Origin of the sequence: Nocardia sp. NPDC050435, from assembly GCF_040655395.1 — a bacterium.
GTDB lineage: Bacteria > Actinomycetota > Actinomycetes > Mycobacteriales > Mycobacteriaceae > Nocardia.
The window spans coordinates 850,161-871,921 of sequence record NZ_JBFAJW010000001.1 but is presented as its reverse complement, the minus strand read 5'-3'; the positions used below and the strand labels follow the sequence as shown (position 1 = coordinate 871,921).

The window sequence follows — 21,761 nt, the reverse complement described above, 5'->3', positions numbered from 1 at the left end:
ACCAGGTGCACGTCGGTGCCGCCGGTGAGCACGGTGATGCCCTTGTCGGCGACGTCGGCGCCGGTGAGGCGTTCGGCGAGGATCTTCGCGCCGGACAGGGTGCGTTGCTGGCGGTCGTGGAATTCGGGGCCGGCGGCGATTTTGAAGGCGACGGCTTTGGCGGCGATGGCGTGCATGAGCGGGCCACCCTGCTGGCCGGGGAAGACGGCGCTGTTGAGTTTTTTGGCGTAGTCCTGTTTGGCGAGGATGAGTCCGGAGCGGGGGCCGCCGAGGGTTTTGTGGACGGTGGAGGAGACGACATCGGCGTGCGGGATCGGGGAGGGGTGCAGGCCGGCGGCGACGAGTCCGGCGAAGTGGGCCATGTCGACCCAGAGGTAGGCGCCGACTTCGTCGGCGATCTCGCGGAAGGCGGCGAAGTCCTGGTGGCGGGGGTAGGCCGACCAACCCGCCACGATCACCCTGGGCCCGACATTGCGCGCGATCCGCCGGACCTCGTCCATATCGATCCGATGATCGTGGCGGCTGACGCCATAGGTCTGCGCGGAATACAGCTTGCCCGAGAAGTTGAGCCGCATGCCGTGGGTGAGGTGGCCGCCGTGGGCGAGGTCCAGGCCGAGCAGCCGGTCGCCGGGGTTCATCAGCGCCATCAGCACCGCGGCGTTGGCCTGGGCGCCGGAATGCGGTTGGACGTTGGCGAATTCGGCGCCGAAGAGTTCCTTGGCGCGGTCGCGGGCGAGGGTTTCCACGACGTCGACGTGTTCGCAGCCGCCGTAGTAGCGGCGGCCGGGGTAGCCCTCGGCGTATTTGTTGGTCAGGACGCTGCCCTGGGCTTGGAGCACCGCGCGGGGCACGAAGTTCTCCGAGGCGATCATCTCGAGGGTGTCGCGTTCGCGGGCGAGCTCGCCGGCCATCGCGGCGGCCAGCTCCGGATCGAGCTCACCGAGTGACTGCGCATTGACGGAAACGGTGGACATCGGAGGTGCACTCCTTCGAATCAGGCGCTCAGGGGCGCGGCGGTGACCTGGTGGCCGAGGTTGGTCAGCACCTCGGTGGTCGCCTTGGCGAAATTGAGAGTGATGAAATGCAGGCACGGCGCGCCTTCGGCGACGAGCCGCTGCGCCATCTCGGTGGCGATCTCGATGCCGGCCGCCCGCACCGCCGCCCGGTTCTCCTCCGGGCCGTCGCCGGCTGCTGCCGTCAGACGCTCGAGTACGGCGGCGGGCAGTGCCCGCCCGCTCAGCTCTTCGGCGCGCGCGACCGTGCGCAGCGAGGTGATCGGCATCAGCTCCGGAATGATCGGCTTGGCGCCCTGCTCCGGGTCCGCGGCCAGCACCCGATCGCGCAACCGCAGATAGTGCTCCACGTCGAAGAACATCTGCGTGATCGAATAGTCCGCGCCCGCACGCAGTTTCGCGATCAAGAACGCGGTATCGGTGTCCAGGTCCGGCGAGCGGTGGTGCCCCTCGGGGAAGGACGCCACGCCGACGTTGAAATCGCCGAGATCACGCACGATGCGCACGAGTTCCTCGGCGTAGGTGACGCCCTCGGGATGCTTGTGCCAGGCGCCCAGCGGGTCACCGGGCGGATCGCCGCGCAGCACCAGCATGTTGCGGATACCGCAGTCGGCGTAGGAGCCCACCAGCGCACGCAATTCCGCGAGGCTGTGCCCGACCGCGGTGAGGTGCGCGACCGGGGTCAGGGTGGTTTCCTGCGCCAGCTGGCCGGTGATGCGCGCGGTGCGGTCCTTGGTGGAACCGCCCGCACCGTAGGTCATCGACACGAACGCCGGATGCATGCGCTCGAATTCGCGCACCGCCCGCCACAGTCGCGCCTCACCCGCGGCATCGCGCGGCGGATTGAACTCCACCGAGAACGGCACCCGCGCACCGCCATGGGTGCGCAGGCTCTGAACGACGGACGGGACCATCGGGGAAATCCGGGACAATCGGCCGGAACCGAGGTGCCCGAGGTCGGGAACGGAATGCATGATCGCCTTCGTGTAGTGCCGGAGAACTCGGGACGCCGGGGCGCCGCACACCCGGTGCGGCGCCCCGGCGATCCGTCAGCGCAGCGCCCGCGCCGCCGCGACGAGATTGCGCAACGAGGCGACCACCTCGTCGGTGCGCCGCGTCTTCAAGCCGCAGTCCGGATTGGCCCAGAGCCGCTCGGCCGGAACCGCTTTCAACGCCTGTGCGAGCGAGGTCTCGATCTCCTCGGCGCCGGGCACGCGCGGGGAGTGGATGTCGTAGACACCCGGGCCCACGCCCAGATCGAAGCCCGCGGCGTTGAGGTCGTCGAGCACCTCCATGTGCGAGCGCGCCGCCTCGATCGAGGTGACATCGGCGTCCAATCCCGCGATGGCGCCGATGATCTCGCCGAACTCCGAGTAGCACAGGTGGGTGTGGATCTGGGTGACATCGGCCACGCCCGCGGTCGAGAGCCGGAACGCGTCCACCGCCCACGCCAGGTACTCGGCCTGATCCGCGCGCCGCAGCGGCAGCAGCTCACGCAGCGCGGGCTCGTCCACCTGGATGACGCCGATGCCGGCCGCCTCCAGATCCACCGTCTCGTCCCGGATGGCCAGCGCGATCTGACGCGCGGTGTCGGCCAGCGGCTGATCGTCGCGGATGTAGGACCAGGCCAGGATGGTCACCGGACCGGTGAGCATGCCCTTGACCGGCTTGGCCGTCAGCGACTGCGCGTAGGTGCTCCAGCCGACGGTCATCGCCGCCGGGCGGGTGACATCGCCGAACAGGATCGGCGGCCGCACGCACCGGGTGCCGTAGGACTGTACCCAGCCGTTGACGGTGGCGGCGAAACCGTCCAGCTGCTCGGCGAAGTACTGCACCATGTCGTTGCGCTCGGGTTCACCGTGCACCAGCACGTCCAGGCCGATCTCCTCCTGGAGCGTGATGACCTCGGCGATCTCGGCGCGCATCCGGTTGTCGTACTCGGCCTGATCGATCTCACCCTTGCGCAGTTCCGCGCGCGCCACCCGGATCCGGGAGGTCTGCGGGAACGAGCCGATGGTGGTGGTCGGCAGCAACGGCAGGTTCAGTCGTTCCTGTTGCAGCACGCGCCGTTCGTCGGCCGGAGTGCGGCGGCTGGCGTCGGCATCGAGCTCGGCCAGGCGCGCACGCACCGACTCGACCCGCAGACGGGGATCGGCCTTGCGATCGGCGACCGCGGTGCGCGCGATCTCGAGCGCCTCGGCGACCGCGTCCTCGCCGTCGTGCAGGGCGGTGGCCAGCACTCGGACCTCGGCGATCTTCTCCTTGCCGAAGGCCAGCCAGCTGCGCAGGCGCGGATCCAGCTCGGTTTCCGGCTCCAGGCCGTAGGGCGAGTGCAGCAGCGAGCACGAGCTCGACACCGCCACCGTGGCCCCGGCCTCGCGCAGCGCGCGCAGCCGCGGCAGCGCCTGGTCGGGATCCACGCGCCAGACGTTGTAGCCGGGCACGATGCCCGCCACGACCAGCGTGTCGCGCAGCGCGGCGGCGGCCGCGACATCGGCGGACCCGCCCGCCACCAGATCGATGGCGATGCCCTCCACGCCCGACTTCGCCAGCGCCGGAAGCACTTCACCCAGACGTCCGAAGTAGGAGGCGACCAGGATGGCGGGCCGGTTCTGGGCGTCGGCCAAGCGGCGATAGGCGGTGAAGACCGTCGCCTGCTCGGTCTCGGTGAGATCGGTCACCAGCGCGGGCTCGTCCAGCTGCACCCACTCGGCGCCCGCCTCGGCCAGCAGGCCCAGCAACTGCTCGTAGAGCGGCAGCAGATCCGGCAGCCGGTCCAGCAGATCACTGCCGTCCACCGACTTGGCCAGCTTCAGGAACGTGATCGGCCCCACGATCACCGGGCGGGCCGGAACGCCCAGCGCAAGCGCCTCTTTCAACTCGGCCAGCGGCTTCTCGGGATGCAGCGAGAACTCCGTCGCGGCCGAGAGCTCGGGCACCAGGTAGTGGTAGTTCGTGTCGAACCACTTGGTCATTTCCAGGGGCGCGACCTCGGCGGTGCCGCGCGCGGCGGCGAAATAGCGATCCAGCTCGTCGGCGATGCCGCCGACGCGCTCGGGCAGCGCGCCCAGCAGCACGGCCGTGTCGAGGACGTGGTCGTAATAGGAGAAGGTGCCCACCGGCACCGAGTCGAGTCCGGCGTCGCGGACGGCGGTGAGTTGCGCGGTGCGCAGGGTGCGGGCGACCTCGTGCAGGGCGGCGGCATCGGAGCGCCCGGCCCAGTAGGCCTCGATCGCACGCTTGAGTTCCCGGTTGGGCCCGATGCGCGGCAGTCCGAGCACCGTGGCGGTGAAGGTGTTGCGGGGGTTCGACATTGGTGAACTCCAGAGTTCGGCTACGGAAAGAGCCGCCACCCATTACGAGCGCACGCTGACGGAGCCCACTAAGCATCGTTCCCGTGCCCGGGTCCACTCGGCGTGCCACCCAATCCACGAGGCGACGACCGCCGGATACGGCGTATCCGGCACAACGGGCAGGTCTTCGGACTCGTGGGCATCGACCCTCGAACGGGTCGGCCTCGGGCTCGGGGCCCGGGGCTGGTCCTACCGACCGTCGCTTCCCAGGCATCGCGTACTCGCGCCCAGTGCGGGTGACGGCTGTCGTTCCCACTTACCGCTGCGGGACAGTCCCGGATTCTCACCGGGTTCCCTCTCACCCGCGCCTGTGCGAACACAAGCCCGGGCTTCGACGCCTCGGGTGGATCAGGGGCTCCTCGACTCCACCTCCGGCGAACCAGCTGCCAGATGAATATAGCTGGCCCCGGCTGCTAGGTTCACTCCCGCAGGGAACACCGGTGCGAATCCGGGGCTGTCCCGCAACTGTGACCGAGGAGCGAACCTTCATCCATGGCCACGACCTTCCTGGGTTGGAAGGCCGAAGGCGAGCGTCGATCCGGGAGCCAGGATACCTGCGCCACTTCAGGATCGAGCTTCACGAGGATGAGAATGCGAGTGCTCACTCGCCGCCGGCCCAGCGCCGCGCGGCTACCCGGCCACGCTCCGGAACGACGTCGTCGGTCCCGGGTCGCGGCCACCCTGGCAGGGCTGCTCGCAGTCGCCATGGTGTTCACCGGCTGTGCGTCCGACGACGGCGGCGCGGCGGCTTCGGCTCGCGCGCTGCGCGCCGCCGGCGACGGCACGCTGACGATCTACAACTCCTACAAGATCGCCGGACTGGACCCGATCGGCACCGGCACCAACTGGCTCTTCGACTGGGGAGTCGCGGAGAACCTGCTGCAGATCACCGAATCCGGCGAGGTCGCGCCGTGGCTGGCGGAATCGGTCACCCGCGACGGCGACACCCGCTGGGTGGTGCGCTTGCGCCCCGGCGTGACCTTCCAGAACGGCAAGCCGGTCGACGCCCCCGCCGTGGCCGCGGCCCTGACCAGGCAGATCGCGCGCTCGGCCGCGGCCCGGGTGTATCTGGACGCGGCCACGACGGTGGTCGCGGACGGCGACAAGGTCGTGCTGACCACACCCACCCCGAACGCGATGGTGCCCGCGGCGCTCGCCGCGCGGGACAACTCGCTGCAGATCTACGACGTCGCGGCCATGGAGGCCGCCGGCGGTGATTCGGCGAAGATCGTCGGCGCGGGCGCGTACTCGGGCCCGTACGCGATCACCGCGTGGACCCCGGAGAACCTGGTGCTCGCCCCCTACAGCAAGCACTGGGAGGGCACTCCGCCACTGAAGGGGATCACGGTCCGGGTGGTGCCCGACGAGCAGGCCCGCCTGGCCGGTGTGCGCAGCGGCGAGGCCGACATGGCGTTCTATCCCTCCACCTCGGCCAAGCTGGAGTTGCAGGGTGACAAGGACATGCACGTGCTGTCCTCGGAGCAGGCGTTGCAGTCGCTGCTGGTGGAGATGAACCTGAAGGCGGGCATCTTCACCGACACCGCGGTGCGCAAGGCGTTCACGGCCGCGATCGACTATCGGGCCATCGCCGCCGATGTCGGCAACGGCCAGTTCGCGGCCGCCACCGGTCTGTATCCGCCGTCGATGTCGTTCGCGGCCGACAACCAGGTGCACGATCTCGACGCCGCCAAGCGCGCGCTCGACGCGGCGGGCTGGGTGCCGGGCAGCGACGGCATCCGCGCCAAGGACGGCCGGAAACTGGTGGTGCGCTTCGTGACCCAGGCCCAGGGCCCGGAGACCAACGATGTCGCGATCGCGGTGCAGGACCAGGTGGCACGCGCCGGATTCGAGCTGCGCATCGACAACGCCGAGGATTCCGCGGCGGTGAAGAAGGACCCCGGCGCGTGGGACTCGTCGGTGGCGCTGAGCGGTTCGCTCTCCGGCACCGCCGACCCCATCCAGCCGTATCTGGTGCGCTGGACCACCGGCGGCTCCGCGAACGCCCAAGGCGTGGCGAACCCGGAAATCGACGCCATCGGCGCGCAACTGCGCGGCGAGTTCGACACCGCGCGCCGGGACGCGCTGCTGCGCCGGGCGCAGGAGATCCTGGTCCGGGACCAGGCCTATGTGGTGGCGGGCACGTTCAAGTACTTCACCGTGGTCACCGGTCCGGAGTGGGCCGACTATCGGGTGTCGAACGTGCGCCGGCATCTCACCAGCCGCACCGGCGCGTAACGCGTTTCGATGCGAGTTCTCGTCCCGGCCCGGCGCCGGGCGGTCGAGGCGTTGCTCACCCTGCTCGGCGCGAGCGTCCTGATCTGGGCGCTGCTGCCGCTGGCCCCGGGCGATCCCGCGCGCATGATCCTCGTCGCGCAGGGCGTTCCGGAGCCCACGCCCGAGCAGATCGGCGCGCTCGAGCGGGAGCTGCACCTGGATCGGCCGGTGCTCACGCAGTACGCGCACTGGCTGTGGGGTGTGCTGCGCGGCGACTTCGGGCTGTCGTTCGGGTCGGGGCGACCGGTGTCCGGTGAGTTCGCCGAGCGGCTGCCGGCGACGCTGCTCCTGGCGGCGGCAGCCCTGCTGCTGGCGTTGCTGCTCTCGGTGACGCTCGGTGTGCTCGCGGCCCGGTATCCGCGGCGCTGGCCGGATCACGGCACCCGGTGGGTGGCGCTGGTGTTCGCGTCGGTGCCCGGATTCGTGGTGGCGCTGGTGCTGATCCAGGTGCTCGTCGTGGGGCTGGGCTGGGGCAAGGCGGCCCTCGACGGCACCTGGCGGCAGGTGTGGCTGCCCGCGGTGTGCCTGGCGGTCGGACTGTCCGACAGCTGGTCCCGGCTGCTGCGGGCCACTCTGCTCGAATTCCTGGAATCACCCACCGCGGCGGTGCTGCGCGCTCGCGGCGCCTCGCGGTGGCGGATCCTGTGGCGGCACGGGCTGCCCAACAGCGCGGTGCCGTCGCTGCACGCGTTCGCCGTCGGGCTGGCGGTGCTGCTCGGCGGGGCGACGGTGGTGGAGACGGTGTTCACCTGGCCGGGGCTGGGCTCCTATGTGGTGGAGGCGGTGAAGACCCGCGACCTGCCGGTGATCCAGGCGTTCACCGTGTTCGCGACCGCGAGCTATGTTCTCACCAGCCTGCTGGCGGATCTGCTGTCCGCGGTGATCGACCGCAGAATCGCGGTGGCCGCGTGAGCGCCCGGCTGCGTCTGCCCGGGTCGGTGCGCGCCGGAGCGGTACTGCTCGCGATCCTGCTGGTGCTGGCGATCGCGGGTCCGATGCTGGTGCCGTTCCCGCCGAACGAACCGCACTACGCCGACAAACTGCTGGCGCCCAACGCCGAATACTGGCTCGGCACAGACCAGTACGGACGCGACCAGCTCGCCCGGGTGCTGCACGGCCTGCGGTTGTCGCTGCTGTCGGCGCTGCTGGTGCTGGCGGGGTCGGCGACCATCAGCCTGCTGGTCGGGCTCGCGGCCGGACTCTACGGTGGGCGGCTGGATCGGATCGTGTCCCGGGTGATCGATGTGGTGCTGGCGATCCCGGGGCTGGTGCTGGCCTTGGCCGTGGTCGGCCTGCTCGGACCGGGATACCTGAATTTGCTGCTGGCGCTGGTGATCACGAGCTGGGCAGCCGACGCCCGCGTCGCCCGGGCGCTGACCCTGGACGCCCGCGCCCGCCCCTATGTCGTCGCCGCGCGAGTCGCGGGTGTGAGCCGGCCCGCGATCGGCGTGCGGCACCTGCTGCCCGCGGTGGTCGGCCCGTTCCTGATCGTGGCCACGCTCCGGCTCGGCGGCATCGTGGTCGCCCTGGCCGGCCTGTCCTTCCTCGGTCTCGGCGTGCAGATGCCCCAGGCCGAACTCGGCGCGATCATGGGCGACGCGCGCCGATTCCTCACGGCCGCACCGTGGTTGCTGCTCGCTCCGGCGCTGGTGATTCTGCTGCTGGCCGCGGCGGCGAACCTGCTGGCCGAAGGGTTGCGGGAGCGCGGTGCGCGGGAGTCGGTGGGATGAATGGCACGGGAGGGCACGTGCGGGCCAAGGGGGCAGGCCCTGTCGCTGGATCGTTGTCGGGGTCGGTGTGCGAGGGGCTCGGTGGAAGAGCGGAAGCGGCGGCGGTCGTGCCGAGTTGGGTGAGGGAGGTAGCCCGATGAGCGCGCCGACTGCGGAGATTCGTGGGCTGACGGTGGCGTATCCAGGCGCTGGACCGGTGCTGCGCGCCGTGTCGCTGTGCGTGCGGCGCGGGGAGACGGTGGCGGTGGTCGGGCCCAGCGGGTCCGGCAAGACGACGTTGATTCGGGCGCTGCTCGGGACGCTGGACAGCGCGGCGCGGATCGACGGTACGGTGCACGTCGACGGGGTCGAGGTGCGGGACTTTTCCGCGCTGCGGGGAACGGTGCTCGGCTACGTCAGCCAGGATCCGTTCGCCGCGATGGATCCGATCATGTCCGTACGGACCAATATCGCGCAGGCTTGGCGGATCGCGCGGCGGCCGGTGCCGCGAGGGCGGATCGTCGCCGATTTGGAAGCCGTGGATATCGGCGATGCGGCGGCGCGCGTGCGGCAGCGGCCCTTCACCTGGTCCGGAGGCATGTTGCAGCGCGGTTCGGTGACGACCGCGCGAGCACTGGATCCGGCGCTGGTGCTGGCCGACGAACCGACCTCCGCGCTGGACGAAGCGAACGCGCACCGGGTGCTGGCCGCGTTGACGGCGGGGCCCGCGGCGCTGCTGATCGTCAGCCACGACCGGCGGCTGGTGCAGAAGTACGCCGACCGGGTGTACGTAGTCGACAACGGTGTCGTCGTCGAGGCAGATTCGGTGGAACTCGATGTCGCACCGCCGATTCCGGCGCGCAAGCCGGTGCCGCCCGGTCCACCACTGCTCCGTGCGCGCGGTGTGGCAAAGCTGTACACGGCCGATACCGGTCTGGCGGCCACCGATCTCGAGCTGCGCCGGGGCGAAATCCTCGGCATCGCCGGACCGTCCGGCGCGGGCAAGAGCACACTGCTGCGGGTGCTGGCCGGCCTCGAAGCGCCCAGCGCCGGTCACCTGAGCTGGGACGGCCGTGACGGCGCACCCGCGCCGGGCCGGATCGGTGTGATGTTCCAGGACGCCGTCGGCAGCTTGAACCCGCGAAGACCGATCTACCGCAGCATCACCGAGCCACTGCAACCGCGCCTGCGCAGCCGCCTGCCCCGCGCCGAGGCACTGGCCCTCGCCCGCGAGGCGCTGACGCGAGTCGGCCTGGGCGACCTCGATCCCGAACGGCGACCCGGTCAGCTCTCCGGTGGTCAGGCCCAGCGCGTAGCCCTTGCCCGAGCCCTGGTCGGCGATGTCCGCCTGCTGCTGGCCGACGAACCGACCGCCGCACTGGACGAAGCCTCGGCCGCGCGGATCATCGAAATCCTGCGCGAAGCTGCCGACGCGGGAATGGCGATTGTCCTGGTCTCACACTCGGAACGGCTGCTGGCCGAACTCGCCGACACCGTGGTGCGGATCGAACCGGTGCCGGAGGTTCCCGCCGCCGGGTGACGGGCGATCGGTATGGCGTGCGCTGTGGTTCGGCGATGCGATCGGCGCGGACACGGGCGAGACCGGTCCGGAGGTCGCGGCAGCTCACACTCTGACGCGATCGGGGCGCACGCGGACGAGGCGGGGGGCCGAATATCGCGGCAGCTCGTCACGTAGGCGCAATCGACGCGAACTCGAGCAAGGCCGGTCCGGCGCCCGCGACAGCTCGCCACGTCGGCGCAATCGGGGCGAACGCGGGCGAGGTGAGTTCTGGGTATCGCGGCAGCTCGTCACGCAGGCGCAATCGGCGCGAACGCGAGTGAGGAGGGCCCGGGATGTCGCGGCAGCTCGTCACGTAGACGCAATCGGCGCGAGCACGAGCAAGGCCGGTCCGGCGGCCGCGACAGCGCACCATTAATGCCTAATCGACGCGAACGCGGGCGAGGCAGGGGCCGGATGTCGCGGCAGCTCGTCATGTAGGTGTAATCGGGGCGAACGCGGGTGAGGTGGGTTCTGGGTGTCGTGGCAGCTCGCCATGTAGCCGCAATCGGGGCGAACGCAAGCGAGACCGGTCCGGATGTCGCCACAGTTCTCCATGAAGGCGCAATCGGCGCGAGCGCGTGCAAGACCGGTCCGGATGTTGCGGCAGATCGTCACGGAGCGCGGCGATCGACTCTTGCCGCACAGCCCGGAAGAACGCTGTCAGGACCGCTCCGATGCGGATGCTGCACAGCGTCAATTATTGATAACACCGTCGGCGAACAGGCGCAGGCTGGTGCGGATGGCGGTCGCTGAGGGGGCGGCCGGTTGGACGTTGCACAGGAATTCGGTCGCGTCGGGGAGTACGAGGTCGTCGCGGATCGCGGCGGCTACCTCGGTGGCGGAGCCGAGGTAGCCGTGGCCGGTGTCGACGTAGTCGCGTGCGGTGAAATCGGCGGGGAAGCGGCCGGTTTCGATCGAGGTCGCGACCCAGCGTTCGATGCCGGGGCGCATGTGCTCGAAGGCGGTCGCCGTGGTGTCCGCGCAGAGGACCGAACGGGAGACGCCCACGCGGGGGACGCGGCCGTCGGCGTGTTGTGCCGCACAGTATTTCGCGACGCGTTCGGCGGCGATCTCGTCGTGCGGTCCGTCGGGGGAGGATGTGCGGCCGGTGAGCACGCCGAGGTCGAGGTCGGCGGCGAGGGCGAAACCCGACTCCGAGGCGGTGCCGATCCACAGGCGCTCGCGCAGGCCGGGTGCGGCGGGCACCAGGTCGCTGCCCGGGGCCAGCGCCGCGCACAGGTGGTGCAGGGTGTCGAGGAATCGTTCGTGGCGGTCCTCGTGGGAACGGCCGAAGCGTTCGGCGGTTCGCGCGTCGGCGCCCGCGCCGAGCCCCAGTTCGAGCCGGCCGCCGCTGAGCGCGTCCACCATGGCCGCGTCCTCGGCGAGGCGGATCGGATCCTCCAGCGAGGCGACCACGACCGCGGTGCCCAGCCGGATCCGGGTCGTGCGCTGCGCGATGGCCGCGAGCAGCACCAGCGGCGAGGGGCAGTGCGCGCGCTGCGCCCCGAAGTGGTGCTGCGCCACCCAGAACGAATCGAACCCGCACTCCTCGGCGAACACCGCCAGGTCGACGGTCGCGCGGAGTTCCGTCGCTGCGTCCCCGGCGCCGACCACATGCGAGATGAACCCGAACCGCATAACCCACCTCTCGCCTCGAAACCGGATTCCACCGTAGCGGCGGTCGCGCGGATCCCCTATTCGTCGGATTCGGCGTCGGGGTGCAGGAGTTGCTGTGGTCCAGATTGATCGGATTCGACGTCAGGGTGCAGGAGGCGCTGTGGTCCAGATTGGTCGGATTCGACGTCGGGATGCGGGAGGCGCTGTGGTCCGGATTCCTCGGGCTCGGCGTCGGGATGCAGAAGGCGCTGCGGTCCGGCGCCGTTGCGGGCGAGGCTGTCGGCCGGGTTCAGGACGTAGCAGCGGCGCAGGGACAGGCAACCGCAGCCGATGCAGTCGGTGAGTTCGCTTTGCAGTTGCTCGATCTCGCGGCGGCGCGCCTCGAGGTGATCGCGCCAGCGCCGGGAGATGCGATCCCAGTCCCGCTTGCTGGGCATGTGATCCTCGGGCAGGCTCGCGAACACGGCCGCGACCTCGGCGAGCGGGATGCCCAGCCGTTTGGCGAACAGCACCAGCGATAGGCGGCGCAGCACGTGGCGGGGATAGCGCCGCTGGTTGCCGGAGGTGCGCACCGAGGTGATCAGGCCCTGGTCCTCGTAGAACCGCACGGCGGAGGTCGCGACACCCGCGCGCCGGGCCAGATCACCGATGGTCAGCAGATCGGTCGGAGTCTGTTTCATGCTGCGTTACCGCCGATCTCGGCGTGAAGTACGGCCGCCCCGCACGGTCAGGTCCCGCTCTCTGTTGACTTCAATAGAACTTGAAGTTTTAGCGTAGCCTGTCGTGACTGAAACTTCCTCGAAAAGCGCTGTGACAGCGGCAGATGTACCGGAAACCGACGATGCCGGGCGCTGGTCCGAACTGTTCGCGGGATCGCGGGCGGCAACCGTGCTGGTACTGGCGGGCGGCGTGGCGCTGTACGCGATGAACCTGTATTTCACCGCCGCGCTGATGCCCTCGATCGTCGAGGACATCGGCGGCGAGCGGTACTACGCCTGGGTCGCGACCGGCTTCCTGATGGCGGCGGTGATCGCCGCCATGCTGGTCAGCCGGATCCTCGAAGCCTGGGGTGCGGCGCGGGCCTACCTGACGGCGTTCCTGGTCTTCGCCGCCGGCGCCGGCCTGAACGCCGTGGCCCCGAGCATGGGGTTGCTCGTCGCGGGCCGGGTGGTGCAGGGGCTCGGCGGTGGTCTGCTCGCGGGTCTGGCCTTCGCCGTCATCAGAACCGCTCTGCCGCAGCGGCTCTGGGCGCGTGCGGCGGGGCTGGTGTCGGCCATGTGGGGTGTGGGCACGCTGATCGGCCCGGCCTCGGGCGGACTGTTCGCCGAACTCGGCGCGTGGCGGTGGGCCTATGCGCTGCTGCTGGTCGTCGCGGTGGTGCTGGCCGGACTGACGCGACGGGCACTGCCGCGCGGTGGTGCCGCCGCAGCTGACCGGGCTCCATTGCCCACCCTGCCGCTGGTGCTGCTCACCCTCGCCGCCACCGCCTTCAGCCTCAGCTCGACGGTCGCGCCGGGTGCGCACACGGCGATCGCGCTGGGCGTGGGCGTCGTGCTGATCGCCGCGTTCCTGGCGATCGAGGCAAGGGGGCGGCACAGTGTGCTCCCGAAACTCACCTACCAGCGCGGTAACTCGCTGAAGTGGGTCTACCTGACCGTGGCGGCGCTGTGCGCGGGCGTGATGACCGAGAACTTCATTCCCCTGTTCGGTCAGGAACTCGGCGGTCTCTCGCCGCTGGTGGCGGGTCTGCTGGGGGCGGCGCTGTCGGTGGGGTGGGTGGTGGCCCAGCTCTACAGCGTGGGTCTGGGCCCGCGGGCGGCACGCCGGGCGGTGCGGGTGGCGCCGGTGCTGCTCACCGGCGGTCTCGCCGCCTACGGCCTGCTGCAGATCGACACGGCCTCGGGCCCGCGCGTCGCGCTCTGGGCCCTGGCGCTTTTCGTGGCGGGCACCGGTATCGGCCTGGCGTTCCCGCATCTGAGTGTGGCCGCGATGCGCAGCACCGACGACCCGGCCGAGGGAGCCAAGGCGGCCGCCGCCCTCAACACCACCCAGTTGATCACCTACGCGGTGAGCGCGGCGATCGCGGGCACGCTGATCCGCTTCGGCGACGCGTCGGTGGTCGGTTCGGCGCGGTGGATGGCAATCGGTATCGCGGTGCTCACCGCGCTGGGGGTGGGGACCGCGGTTTTGGCCACGCGTGAGCGGTCCTGAACGAAGGTTCGGGCGCTGCACAGTTTTCGAGGCGTTCCGTCACGGTTTCGTTTCGTATGCCGTGACCAAACGTAAACGAATTAGATCCACGGTCAAGCGGGGAATGCCGCACAGGCTAACCCCCGATAATGTTCACTTATCGGAGGTCAGGACGGCGGGGTCGACTAACGAGACCATCTGGCGCGACACGGCTTTCGTTTCGTGTGAATACGTTGGTTGCGACGCAAACAACGCTACGATTCAGCGGTGTCGAGCGTATGCAACTACCCGGGATGTGTCCGACCCATTACGCGCGGGGGTGGCCCCGGCCGGCCCTCGGAATACTGCGATCACCCCGACCACACGCGATGGCGCGCGTGGCGGGAAAGGCAACGGCTCCAACAGGAGTCGGAGGCACCCGCCGCTTCCGTCACTGTGACGCCACAGGGGCCGGTGACCGTCGCCCGATTGCGCGCCGATGAGCTGCTCGGTCAGTTCCGTTTGCTCGCCGAACAACTGGGCACGAATCTGAACGCGGCCGTCGCGGAACTGGCCACCCTGGCCGACCCGTCGGTCGCCGAGGCGCAGGTCCAGGCGGTGCAGGCCGACGCCGGGCGGCGTATCGCCGAAGCCGAGGTCGCCGCCGTCGCCGCCGAGCAGGCCCGCCGCGACGCCGACGATGCCCGCGCCCTGGCCGAACAGGCCGCCGAGGACGCCGCCGACGCGGCCGAGCGGGCCGAAACACTGGTGGCCGAGGCGAACACGGCCCGCGACGACGCGTTGCGGGAGGTGGAGCAGGTCACCCGGCAGGCCGCCGACGACGTCTTCGCCGCCCGCAGCGAAGCCGAAGCCGACCTCCGCACCGCGCGCCGGGAAGCCGCCGAGGATGTCGCTCGCGCCCGCGAGCAGGCCGAGGAGGAGATCGAGAAGGCCCGCCGCAAGGCCGCCGCCGAAATCGAGCAGATCCGCCGGGAGTCCACGCAGCAGCTCACCGCCGCGGGCGCCGAACGCGACCTGGCGATCCAGCGGGCCGCCGACGCCGAACGCGCCATCGACCGCGCCGAGCAGGCAGCCGCCGAACGCGCCGAAGCCGCCGCCGAGGCACGCGAGGAAACCCGCCGCCTGCGCACCGAATTGGACACCGTCCGTGGTGAACTCACCGAAGCCCGCCGCACCGCCGCCGCCGAACTGGCCGCCGCCCGCGCCGACGCCGTGACCGCCGCGGAACAAGCCCGCGCCGAGGCCGCCGCCACCCTCGACCAGGTCCGCACCGAGGCCGCCCACCGCCTCGAAGCCCTCGACCAGGCCCGCGCCCAAACCCTGGCCCGCGCCGAACGCGCCGAAGCCCAGCTCGACGAGCACCTCGCCGAAGCTCGACGGCCGGGAAGGACTCCGCGTGCGACGGGCTGATCCTGCCTGGGCGGAATCGTTGGCGAGATCGTGCCCGGCTCGTGGAGTAAAGGCTCCGAATTCGTGCACCGCAGACTGAACAGGCTTGAACTACGCGGCGGGCAGCATGCGAAACGCGGATCGTGCCGAGGTGGCGGTAGTCGCCACGAGTCGTTGCCCGGCGCGGGCTCGTGCGTGGCGATAGCGCGACGAGTCCGCGCCCGGCAACGATCTTGTCTGTACTCTCCGCTGCGGCGGTGGTGAGTGACAACGAATGCTCGCCGGGCGGTTCTACTCGCTTGCGGCCTACCGGCTGTCAACGAGTTGCCGCCAGGATGGGTGACGCCGCTGGATCTCGCTAGGTGGCGGTCGCGGCAAGTCGACCTTGCCCGTGGCGGTGGAGCGCAAATCGCCCGAGCATGTGGCCCGCCGGAACGATCCTGTCAGGGCAGACGTGATCGAATTCCAGCGACCGGGGACATACGGTAGCGCGCTGCGTGGGTGGAGGCTCCAGCGTTCGAGCCTCCACCCACTCCGGCCTACAGCGCGAGCAACGCCCTGCTGGCCAGTGTGTTGTCGCGAATCGGCCGCATCGCCAGGCGAACCAGGGCGAGTGGGTTGTCGTCCCCGGCCGTGCGGTTGACGCTGAGTCTCCCGCAGGTGCGGCACTGGTGGATCAGCATCCACTCGCCGTCGGCGCGGGCGCTCATCGCCACGGCCGCCATGCGACCCCGGCACGGTGACGCACGATCGCCGGGGATGCGGCGATCGAGATGCAGTGAGGTCAGGCACGCCGGGCAGTGGTTGCGGTGCGCGGTGCCCGGCGCGTGAATCGGGACCACCTCGCGGCAGGCGACGCAGCGGAAATCGCCGGGACCGTCGTGGGCGTGCAAGACCGTCTTGTTTCGTTGCGGGCGACGCGCAGTCCGGTTGGTGTGGCGTGGCATTACAGCGCCCCGAAGGCTTCGAGCGGGAAGGGCGGCTGTGCGAGCGGGCGGACCGCGATGCGCATCAGCACCAACTGGTTGTCGTCGGCGCAGATCGGGCTCGCGGTCAGCTCGTCACAGCGCACGCAGCGGTGGATGAGCAGCCAGTCGCCGTCGCGCGGCACGGCGATGGACAGCGGCGACATCCGCGCGCCGCACTCGCTCGCGCCACCGTCGACATGGTCGAGGACGTGGCGGGAACGCAGGCAGGACGGGCAGTGGTTGCGTCGCACCTCGCCGGCGTAGGCGGACACGATCGAGCCGCACCACAGGCAGGTGAAGGTTTCGAGCTGACGAGAGGTATAGGTGGACACCCGGGGACTCCTTTGCTGAAGACAGGTTGTGACAGCAGGAGCAGGCCGAGCGGGTCCTCGACGGAACGCGTGAATCACGCGAGCGGATAGGGCACCGGGACACGCGTCCAAGGCGCAGCCGAGGGGAAAACGGCAGGCGGGGACGCGATTACGCGGCGCGGCGAGGCGCGCTCGGCGCTGGCCGGGACATCAACACCCGCTTTCTGGGCCGCAGCCCCGTGGTCATCGGCAAGACGACCGAAACCGTAGCAATCGGTCACCACCGCCGCCACCGAATTAATCGCGCGCCCCGGGCTGGTCCGGAACGCGCCCGCGACCGATCGCCGGCGGCGGAGAATGGACCGGGTGGACGACGCGAAACGGCCCGAAGGCGACGACGGCCGGGCAGCACGGTTGCGCGCGGCGGCCGCGGCCGAGGTCCACCGGCATCGAGGTCTGGTGCGCACCGCACGCCACGGTCGGATCCTCAGCGCGCTGATGCTGCCGATGGTGCAGGTGTCGCCGCCCGCGGGATATGGCGTGCTCACCACGGTCGGCCGCAGGACCGGTCGGCGGCGGCGCAAGTGCCTGCGGGTCGTGTGTCAGGGTGAGCGCGCCTACCTGGTGCAGCTCGTTCCGCCGCATCTGGGGCTGACCCGGCCCGGGGCGGTGACGAGCTGGGTGCACAACATCCGGGCGAATCCGCGAGTGCGACTGCGGGTTCGAGGCGGCACCGTCACGGGTACCGCGCGCGAGATCACCGACCCGATCGAAGCGGCGCGGGCCCGATCAGCGCTCTGCGACACCGTGTATCCGATCGACTACATCGAGGCCGCACTGCATCTACGTGGGCGGCCGACCCTGGCCAAGATCGTGGATCTGCACCGCTATTGGTTCGACACCGGGCATCCGCTCGTCATCGAATGGGCAGCAACGTCGCGGCGCGGCGAATAGTCCACGGGAATTTCGCTCATCCCAGGCGCTTCAGCTCCACCGCCTCGTCGAGGAACAGCACACCGTCGACCAGGTGCAGCTGATCCGGGTCGAGCGGAAAGTAGGCGAAGTCGTGGGAGGGCCGGCGCGTGGTGGGCGGGAGCGCGGCGGCCAAGGCGCGAGCGTCGAGGAGGGCGCGGTCCTGCTGGAGGGTCGAGAGCAGGCCCTCGAGCGAATCCGCGGGCGGCACATCGTCGCCGAGGGTGCCGAAAGCCGAGGCCAGGAAGGCGTAGCGCGGGCCGAGGCGGGTGGCGGCGATCGCACCGGCGCTCCACCAGGTGAGCTGGTGGTCGCCGAAGGACATGACGGTCTCGTGGCGTTGCAGGTGCAGGTTGGAGGCGAAGATCAGGGCGGGGCCCTGCTCGGCGACCGCGCAGAGGTTGGCGGCCATCAGGGCGTCCCGCAGAGCCGACAGGCGGGACCAGCGGGTGGGGGAGTCGTCGGCCATCCAGTGGTGGTAGCGCAGCAGGCCGATCGCGGTGCGCGCGTAGAGGTTCGCGCGTTCCCGCTCGGGTGCGCTGAGCTCGGGGGATCGGGTTTCGAGGAGAGCCAGCAGATCGTCGGCGATGATCCGCAGGCGCCGGGCGTGCGGGGAACGGCCGATCGACCGCGCGGGATCCATCGCGGCATCCTCGTTCGACCACGGTTCGTCGGGGCCCAGCAGCGCGTCGAGGTCTTCACCGCTCACGATCGTGGCGGGGCCCTGGAGCAGGGCGTAGAGAGCGGTGAGAGCTTCGCGCGGGCTCGCGGCCCAGTACTCCAGCGGACCGTCGATCCCGAAGAACCGCAGCTGTTCGTCATGGCACGCGTTGTAGTCCCGCATCCACTGCACGAGTTCGCGATTGGCGGCGACCGAGCCGAATCCGTGGCTGAAGCCGCGTTCCATGACCTCGTCGAGGCTGCCTTCCCCGGTGCGCAGGTAGTCGTCGACGACCAAGCCCATCAGGCAGTCGCTTTCGATGCCGAAGCCGCGATACCCCTCGTGCTCGACCAGATGGCGGAAGATCTCGTTGCGCGCTGTGCCCAGTTCGCCGACGAAATGGCGTGCTTCGCCCAGCCCCAGCAGCGTCGGGCGGGTGGGCAGCGCGCGCAGAAACGCCGAGATCCCGGGACCGTCGAGCGGGTAGGCCATGTTCTCGATATCCATACCTTCAACGGTATCGTTGAAATATCGGTGTAAACTTTCGCGACTTTTCCCAGGTTATCTACTGCATAACTTTCAACAGGGGGCTCATCATGAGGCCGGTCGATCTGGCGCGCGGGCACGGTCTGTCCACCCAGGCGATCCGGAACTACGAGGACGCCGGCATCCTGCCCGCCGCCGGGCGCACCGACTCCGGCTACCGCACCTACACCGAACTGCATGCCCGCGCCCTGCGCGCCTTCCTCGCCCTCGTCTCCGGGCACGGACATCAGACGGCCGCGGCGATCATGCGCGCAGTCCATCGCACCGCGACCGACGACGCGCTGCGACTCATCGACGAGAGCCACGCCCGCTTGCTCGAAGACCGCCACACCCTGACCGCCGTAGCGGCCGCGCTGCGCGACCTCGCGCCGGTGCCGGCCCAGCGCGGCGACACCTTCATCGGCCCGCTCGCCCGCGCGCTCGGCCTGCGCCCGGCCACACTGCGCGCCTGGGAGAACGCGGGATTGGTGCGGCCGAGGCGTGACCCGGCCACCGGCTACCGGATCTACGACGCCGCCGACGTCCGCGATATCCGCCTCGCCCATCAGCTGCGACGCGGCGGCTACCCGCTCGAACGGATCGCCCCGCTGCTCGCCCAGGTCCGCGCCGCCGGAGGCATCGCGCCGCTGGAATCGGCGCTGCGCGAATGGCAGGACCGCCTGTCCACGCGCGGCCGGGCGATGCTCACCGGCGCCGGGGCGCTGGCCGACTACCTCGAGGCCCGCGAGCTCACGTGCTGAGCTTGCCGCGCAACTCGATCGCGATCTGTGCGGCATCGAGATTCGCGAGTGCGTTGTCCAGGACGTCCGCGTCGAAGGTGCCGTCGTCGCGGGCGTCCAGCAGCGCCGAGCGCTGGGCGTCGATGACCGCGAGCCGGTGGCGTTTGGCGTCGGTGAAGGTCTGCTGGGTGGGTTCGCCGTCCGGATGCGGCGGTTCCGGGACGGTCTCGGCGGCGGTGCGCAGCATGTGCATGACCCGGGTCAGTTCGGCGCTGGTCTGCGCGTCGACCTCGGCCTGATCCACGTCGGAAGGCAGCCGGCGCAGCAGCGGCCCGAGGGTTCCGCCCTGGACGAGCAGCGAGATCAGCGCGACCGCGAACGCGATGAGCACCAGCACCGAACGCTGCGGGGTGTCCTCGGGCAGGGTCTGCGCCGCGGCGACGGTGACCGCGCCGCGCATGCCCGCCCACACCACCGCCGCGCCCTCCCGGCGGCCGAGCGGCTCCCGCAGAAAGTATTCGATGTTGGCCAGCCCCCGGGTGATTCGCACGCCGAGCCGGTCCAGCTGCCGTTCGGAGACCCTGCGGCGTTTACCGGCGTGTTCGAACATCTCCTGTTTGCCCTCGGGCGTGCTCATCTTCTCCTGCATGTCCTGCAGGCGCGGCTGGAGCAACTCGCCGCGGCGGACGCGGGCGTTCAGATAGACCAGCAGCGGGCTGACGTAGGCGGCGCGCACCAGGATCGTCAGGATCAGCGCACCGGCGGCGATGAGCACGGCGGTGCCGACGCCACCGTGATCGTGGTGCACGTTGGCCAGGATCGACCGGATCTGCAAGCCCAGCGTGAGGAACACGACGCCCTCCAGCACCAGTTCGATGGTGCCCCAGTTCTGGGTGTCGGAGAGCCGGTTGCGGGGTGAGAGATCGCGTGGCGCACGGAATCCGGTGATCAGCCCGGCCACCACCGCCGCGACCAGACCCGACCCGCCGAGCAGTTCGGCCGGCACCGAGGCGACGAACGGCACCGTGAACGAGAGGACGGTATTGACCGCGGAATCGGTGACGCGTTTGCGCACCACCAGATTCAGCCGGCCCACCACCCCGCCGATCACCACGGCCACCAGCACCGCGTAGGCGAAGGTGCCGACCGCGCCCCAGAAGGAGAACGCCGCGGCCGTCGCCACGATCGCGGTGCGCAGCAGCACCAGCGCGGTCGCGTCGTTGAGCAGGCTCTCGCCGTCGAGCATGGCCAGCACCCGTTTGGAGACCGAGGTCTGTTTGACGATGGAGGTCGCCACGGCGTCGGTCGGGCTGATGATCGCGCCCAGCGCGACACCCCAGGCGAACCCGAGATCGGGGATGACCAGCATGAAGAACACGCCGAGCACGAGCGCGGTGCCGACCACCAGCAGCACCGACAGACCGCTGATCGCCCCGAATTCGCGGCGGAAGTTCATCGAGGGCATCGACACCGCCGAGGAGTAGAGCAGCGGCGGCAGCAGCCCCTCCAGGATCCACTCGGGTTCGATGTGGACGGAGTCGAACACCGGCAGAAAACTCGCCGCCACCCCGAGCGCGACGAGCACCAGCGGCGAGGCCACCCCCAACCGGGGACCGGCGATGGCCGACGCGGCGATCACCAGCAACGCGGTCACGATCACGATCAGCAGTTCGGTCACGCGGCAATGGTGTCAGCTGGGCGGGCAGATGCGCGGTGTCCGCGCCGCGCTCGGCACGGTGTTCGAGCTGCTCGAGAACGGGCTGTCCGGGGTTCGGTGACGCCGGGCCGGACACACGGAAGAACGGCGACGCACCGAGAAAGCGGGCAAACCTCGGGTTATTGAGAGCAAGCGCTCATATCATCGGCGTATGCCCGAAAACGGTGGTGCGGGGCGGGTGCGGCCGAGAGTGCTGGGCGGGCGGCAGGTGGTGCTCGCGTCGGGGGCGGTGACGGTTGTTCTCGGCGTGGTGCTCGCGGTGTGGCCGGACAAGACGCTGCTGGTGGCGGAACTGCTACTGGGCTCGTATCTGCTTCTGAACGGGCTCGTTCAGGTGTGGACAGCGATCGGTGCCAAATTTGCTGTCCCATTGCGGGCTCTCGTGCTCACCAGCGGCGCGATCTCGCTGCTGTTGGCCGCGCTGTGCCTCTACGGCGGCAACTCGGTGCTGCTGCTGGCGATGTGGCTGGGCATCGCGTGGGCGGTGCGCGGCATCATCCACGCCACCGTCGCCGCCTGGGACACCCGGTTGCCTGCAGCCGGCCAGCACGAACTGCTCGGCCTGTTCACGATGGTGCTCGGGCTCGCGGTGCTCGCCCTGCCGTTCGAAACCCTGGAGGCGCTGGCGCTGGTCGGGGGCGGCGGGCTGATCGTGCTCGGCGTGCTGGAACTGCTCATCGCGGGTGTCGGTGCGGTGGTGGGCATTCCGGGCGCGGCGCGGGTCCCCGCGACGCGCGGCGGATGACTGGCGGGGGATCAAA

The 21,761-nt window shown here is 70.3% G+C and carries 17 protein-coding genes, 1 pseudogene and 2 riboswitches; of the genes and pseudogenes, 9 read left to right on the top strand and 9 right to left on the bottom strand.

Going from position 1 to position 21,761, the window contains the following annotated elements; translation table 11 throughout:
- From glyA to metE, 3 genes are all read right to left on the bottom strand, one after another.
- Positions 1-974: serine hydroxymethyltransferase (gene glyA, locus AB0I43_RS04205; protein WP_357431148.1), on the bottom strand; the 974-nt coding region annotated here is incomplete at its 3' end.
- Positions 975-994: 20 nt separating this feature from the next.
- Positions 995-1,927: a methylenetetrahydrofolate reductase gene (locus tag AB0I43_RS04200; protein WP_356973154.1), complete on the bottom strand. Its 933-nt coding sequence runs from the start codon at positions 1,925-1,927 to the stop codon at positions 995-997.
- A 135-nt stretch (positions 1,928-2,062) separates the two neighbouring features.
- Positions 2,063-4,327 carry a 5-methyltetrahydropteroyltriglutamate--homocysteine S-methyltransferase gene (gene metE, locus AB0I43_RS04195; protein WP_356973110.1) on the bottom strand — a complete coding sequence of 755 codons (2,265 nt, stop codon included), beginning with the start codon at positions 4,325-4,327 and terminating at the stop codon, positions 2,063-2,065.
- A 139-nt stretch (positions 4,328-4,466) separates the two neighbouring features.
- A riboswitch (cobalamin riboswitch) is annotated at positions 4,467-4,687 on the bottom strand.
- A 65-nt stretch (positions 4,688-4,752) separates the two neighbouring features.
- A riboswitch (cobalamin riboswitch) is annotated at positions 4,753-4,943 on the top strand.
- A gap of 14 nt (positions 4,944-4,957) precedes the next feature.
- Here metE and AB0I43_RS04190 point away from each other — a divergent pair.
- From AB0I43_RS04190 to AB0I43_RS04175, 4 genes are all read left to right on the top strand, one after another.
- On the top strand, positions 4,958-6,601 hold the full coding sequence (locus AB0I43_RS04190; RefSeq protein WP_356973109.1) for an ABC transporter substrate-binding protein: 1,644 nt from the start codon (positions 4,958-4,960) through the stop codon (positions 6,599-6,601).
- Between the two features lie 9 nt (positions 6,602-6,610).
- Entirely contained in the window at positions 6,611-7,552 is a 942-nt protein-coding gene (locus AB0I43_RS04185; protein WP_356973107.1) for an ABC transporter permease, read from the top strand.
- On the top strand, positions 7,549-8,370 hold the full coding sequence (locus AB0I43_RS04180; RefSeq protein ID WP_356973105.1) for an ABC transporter permease: 822 nt from the start codon (positions 7,549-7,551) through the stop codon (positions 8,368-8,370). The genes AB0I43_RS04185 and AB0I43_RS04180 overlap by 4 nt, the downstream gene beginning before the upstream one ends.
- A 136-nt stretch (positions 8,371-8,506) precedes the next feature.
- Positions 8,507-9,889, top strand: coding sequence for an ATP-binding cassette domain-containing protein (locus AB0I43_RS04175; RefSeq protein WP_356973103.1), 1,383 nt, complete (start codon positions 8,507-8,509; stop codon positions 9,887-9,889).
- A gap of 714 nt (positions 9,890-10,603) precedes the next feature.
- Here AB0I43_RS04175 and AB0I43_RS04170 read toward each other — a convergent pair.
- Both AB0I43_RS04170 and soxR read right to left on the bottom strand, forming a co-directional pair.
- Positions 10,604-11,548 carry an LLM class flavin-dependent oxidoreductase gene (locus AB0I43_RS04170; protein ID WP_356973102.1) on the bottom strand — a complete coding sequence of 315 codons (945 nt, stop codon included), beginning with the start codon at positions 11,546-11,548 and terminating at the stop codon, positions 10,604-10,606.
- 221 nt (positions 11,549-11,769) lie between these two features.
- A pseudogene (soxR, locus tag AB0I43_RS04165) lies at positions 11,770-12,207 on the bottom strand (redox-sensitive transcriptional activator SoxR); the annotation flags it as partial.
- A 130-nt stretch (positions 12,208-12,337) separates the two neighbouring features.
- Between soxR and AB0I43_RS04160 the strand changes: the two are divergent.
- Complete coding sequence (locus AB0I43_RS04160; protein ID WP_356973101.1) at positions 12,338-13,738, top strand: MFS transporter; 1,401 nt, start codon at positions 12,338-12,340, stop codon at positions 13,736-13,738.
- Between the two features lie 432 nt (positions 13,739-14,170).
- A complete protein-coding gene (locus AB0I43_RS04155) occupies positions 14,171-15,127 on the top strand; it encodes a hypothetical protein (RefSeq protein WP_357431146.1) in 957 nt (318 codons plus the stop codon).
- 518 nt (positions 15,128-15,645) lie between these two features.
- On the opposite strand, the gene AB0I43_RS04150 is transcribed toward AB0I43_RS04155, so the two are convergent.
- Together AB0I43_RS04150 and AB0I43_RS04145 are read right to left on the bottom strand one after the other, a co-directional pair.
- Positions 15,646-15,999 carry an RNHCP domain-containing protein gene (locus AB0I43_RS04150; RefSeq protein ID WP_356973098.1) on the bottom strand — a complete coding sequence of 118 codons (354 nt, stop codon included), beginning with the start codon at positions 15,997-15,999 and terminating at the stop codon, positions 15,646-15,648.
- A 53-nt stretch (positions 16,000-16,052) separates the two neighbouring features.
- On the bottom strand, positions 16,053-16,406 hold the full coding sequence (locus AB0I43_RS04145; protein ID WP_356973097.1) for an RNHCP domain-containing protein: 354 nt from the start codon (positions 16,404-16,406) through the stop codon (positions 16,053-16,055).
- A gap of 345 nt (positions 16,407-16,751) precedes the next feature.
- Here AB0I43_RS04145 and AB0I43_RS04140 point away from each other — a divergent pair, with 345 nt between their 5' ends.
- Complete coding sequence (locus AB0I43_RS04140) at positions 16,752-17,339, top strand: nitroreductase family deazaflavin-dependent oxidoreductase (protein WP_356973096.1); 588 nt, start codon at positions 16,752-16,754, stop codon at positions 17,337-17,339.
- 16 nt (positions 17,340-17,355) lie between these two features.
- Here the strand turns inward: AB0I43_RS04140 and AB0I43_RS04135 are convergent, their stop codons facing one another.
- A complete protein-coding gene (locus tag AB0I43_RS04135) occupies positions 17,356-18,525 on the bottom strand; it encodes an erythromycin esterase family protein (RefSeq protein WP_356973095.1) in 1,170 nt (389 codons plus the stop codon).
- Between the two features lie 89 nt (positions 18,526-18,614).
- Between AB0I43_RS04135 and AB0I43_RS04130 the strand changes: the two genes are divergently transcribed.
- The gene (locus AB0I43_RS04130) at positions 18,615-19,304 is read left to right on the top strand and encodes a TioE family transcriptional regulator (protein ID WP_356973094.1); all 690 of its coding nucleotides are present in this window, start codon (positions 18,615-18,617) and stop codon (positions 19,302-19,304) included.
- Here AB0I43_RS04130 and AB0I43_RS04125 read toward each other — a convergent pair.
- Positions 19,294-20,961, bottom strand: a complete 1,668-nt coding sequence (locus AB0I43_RS04125; protein WP_356973093.1) for a sodium:proton antiporter — start codon at positions 20,959-20,961, stop codon at positions 19,294-19,296. The genes AB0I43_RS04130 and AB0I43_RS04125 overlap by 11 nt on opposite strands.
- A 190-nt stretch (positions 20,962-21,151) precedes the next feature.
- Between AB0I43_RS04125 and AB0I43_RS04120 the strand changes: the two genes are divergently transcribed.
- Complete coding sequence (locus AB0I43_RS04120) at positions 21,152-21,745, top strand: DUF308 domain-containing protein (protein WP_356973091.1); 594 nt, start codon at positions 21,152-21,154, stop codon at positions 21,743-21,745.
- Positions 21,746-21,761: the final 16 nt, after the last annotated feature.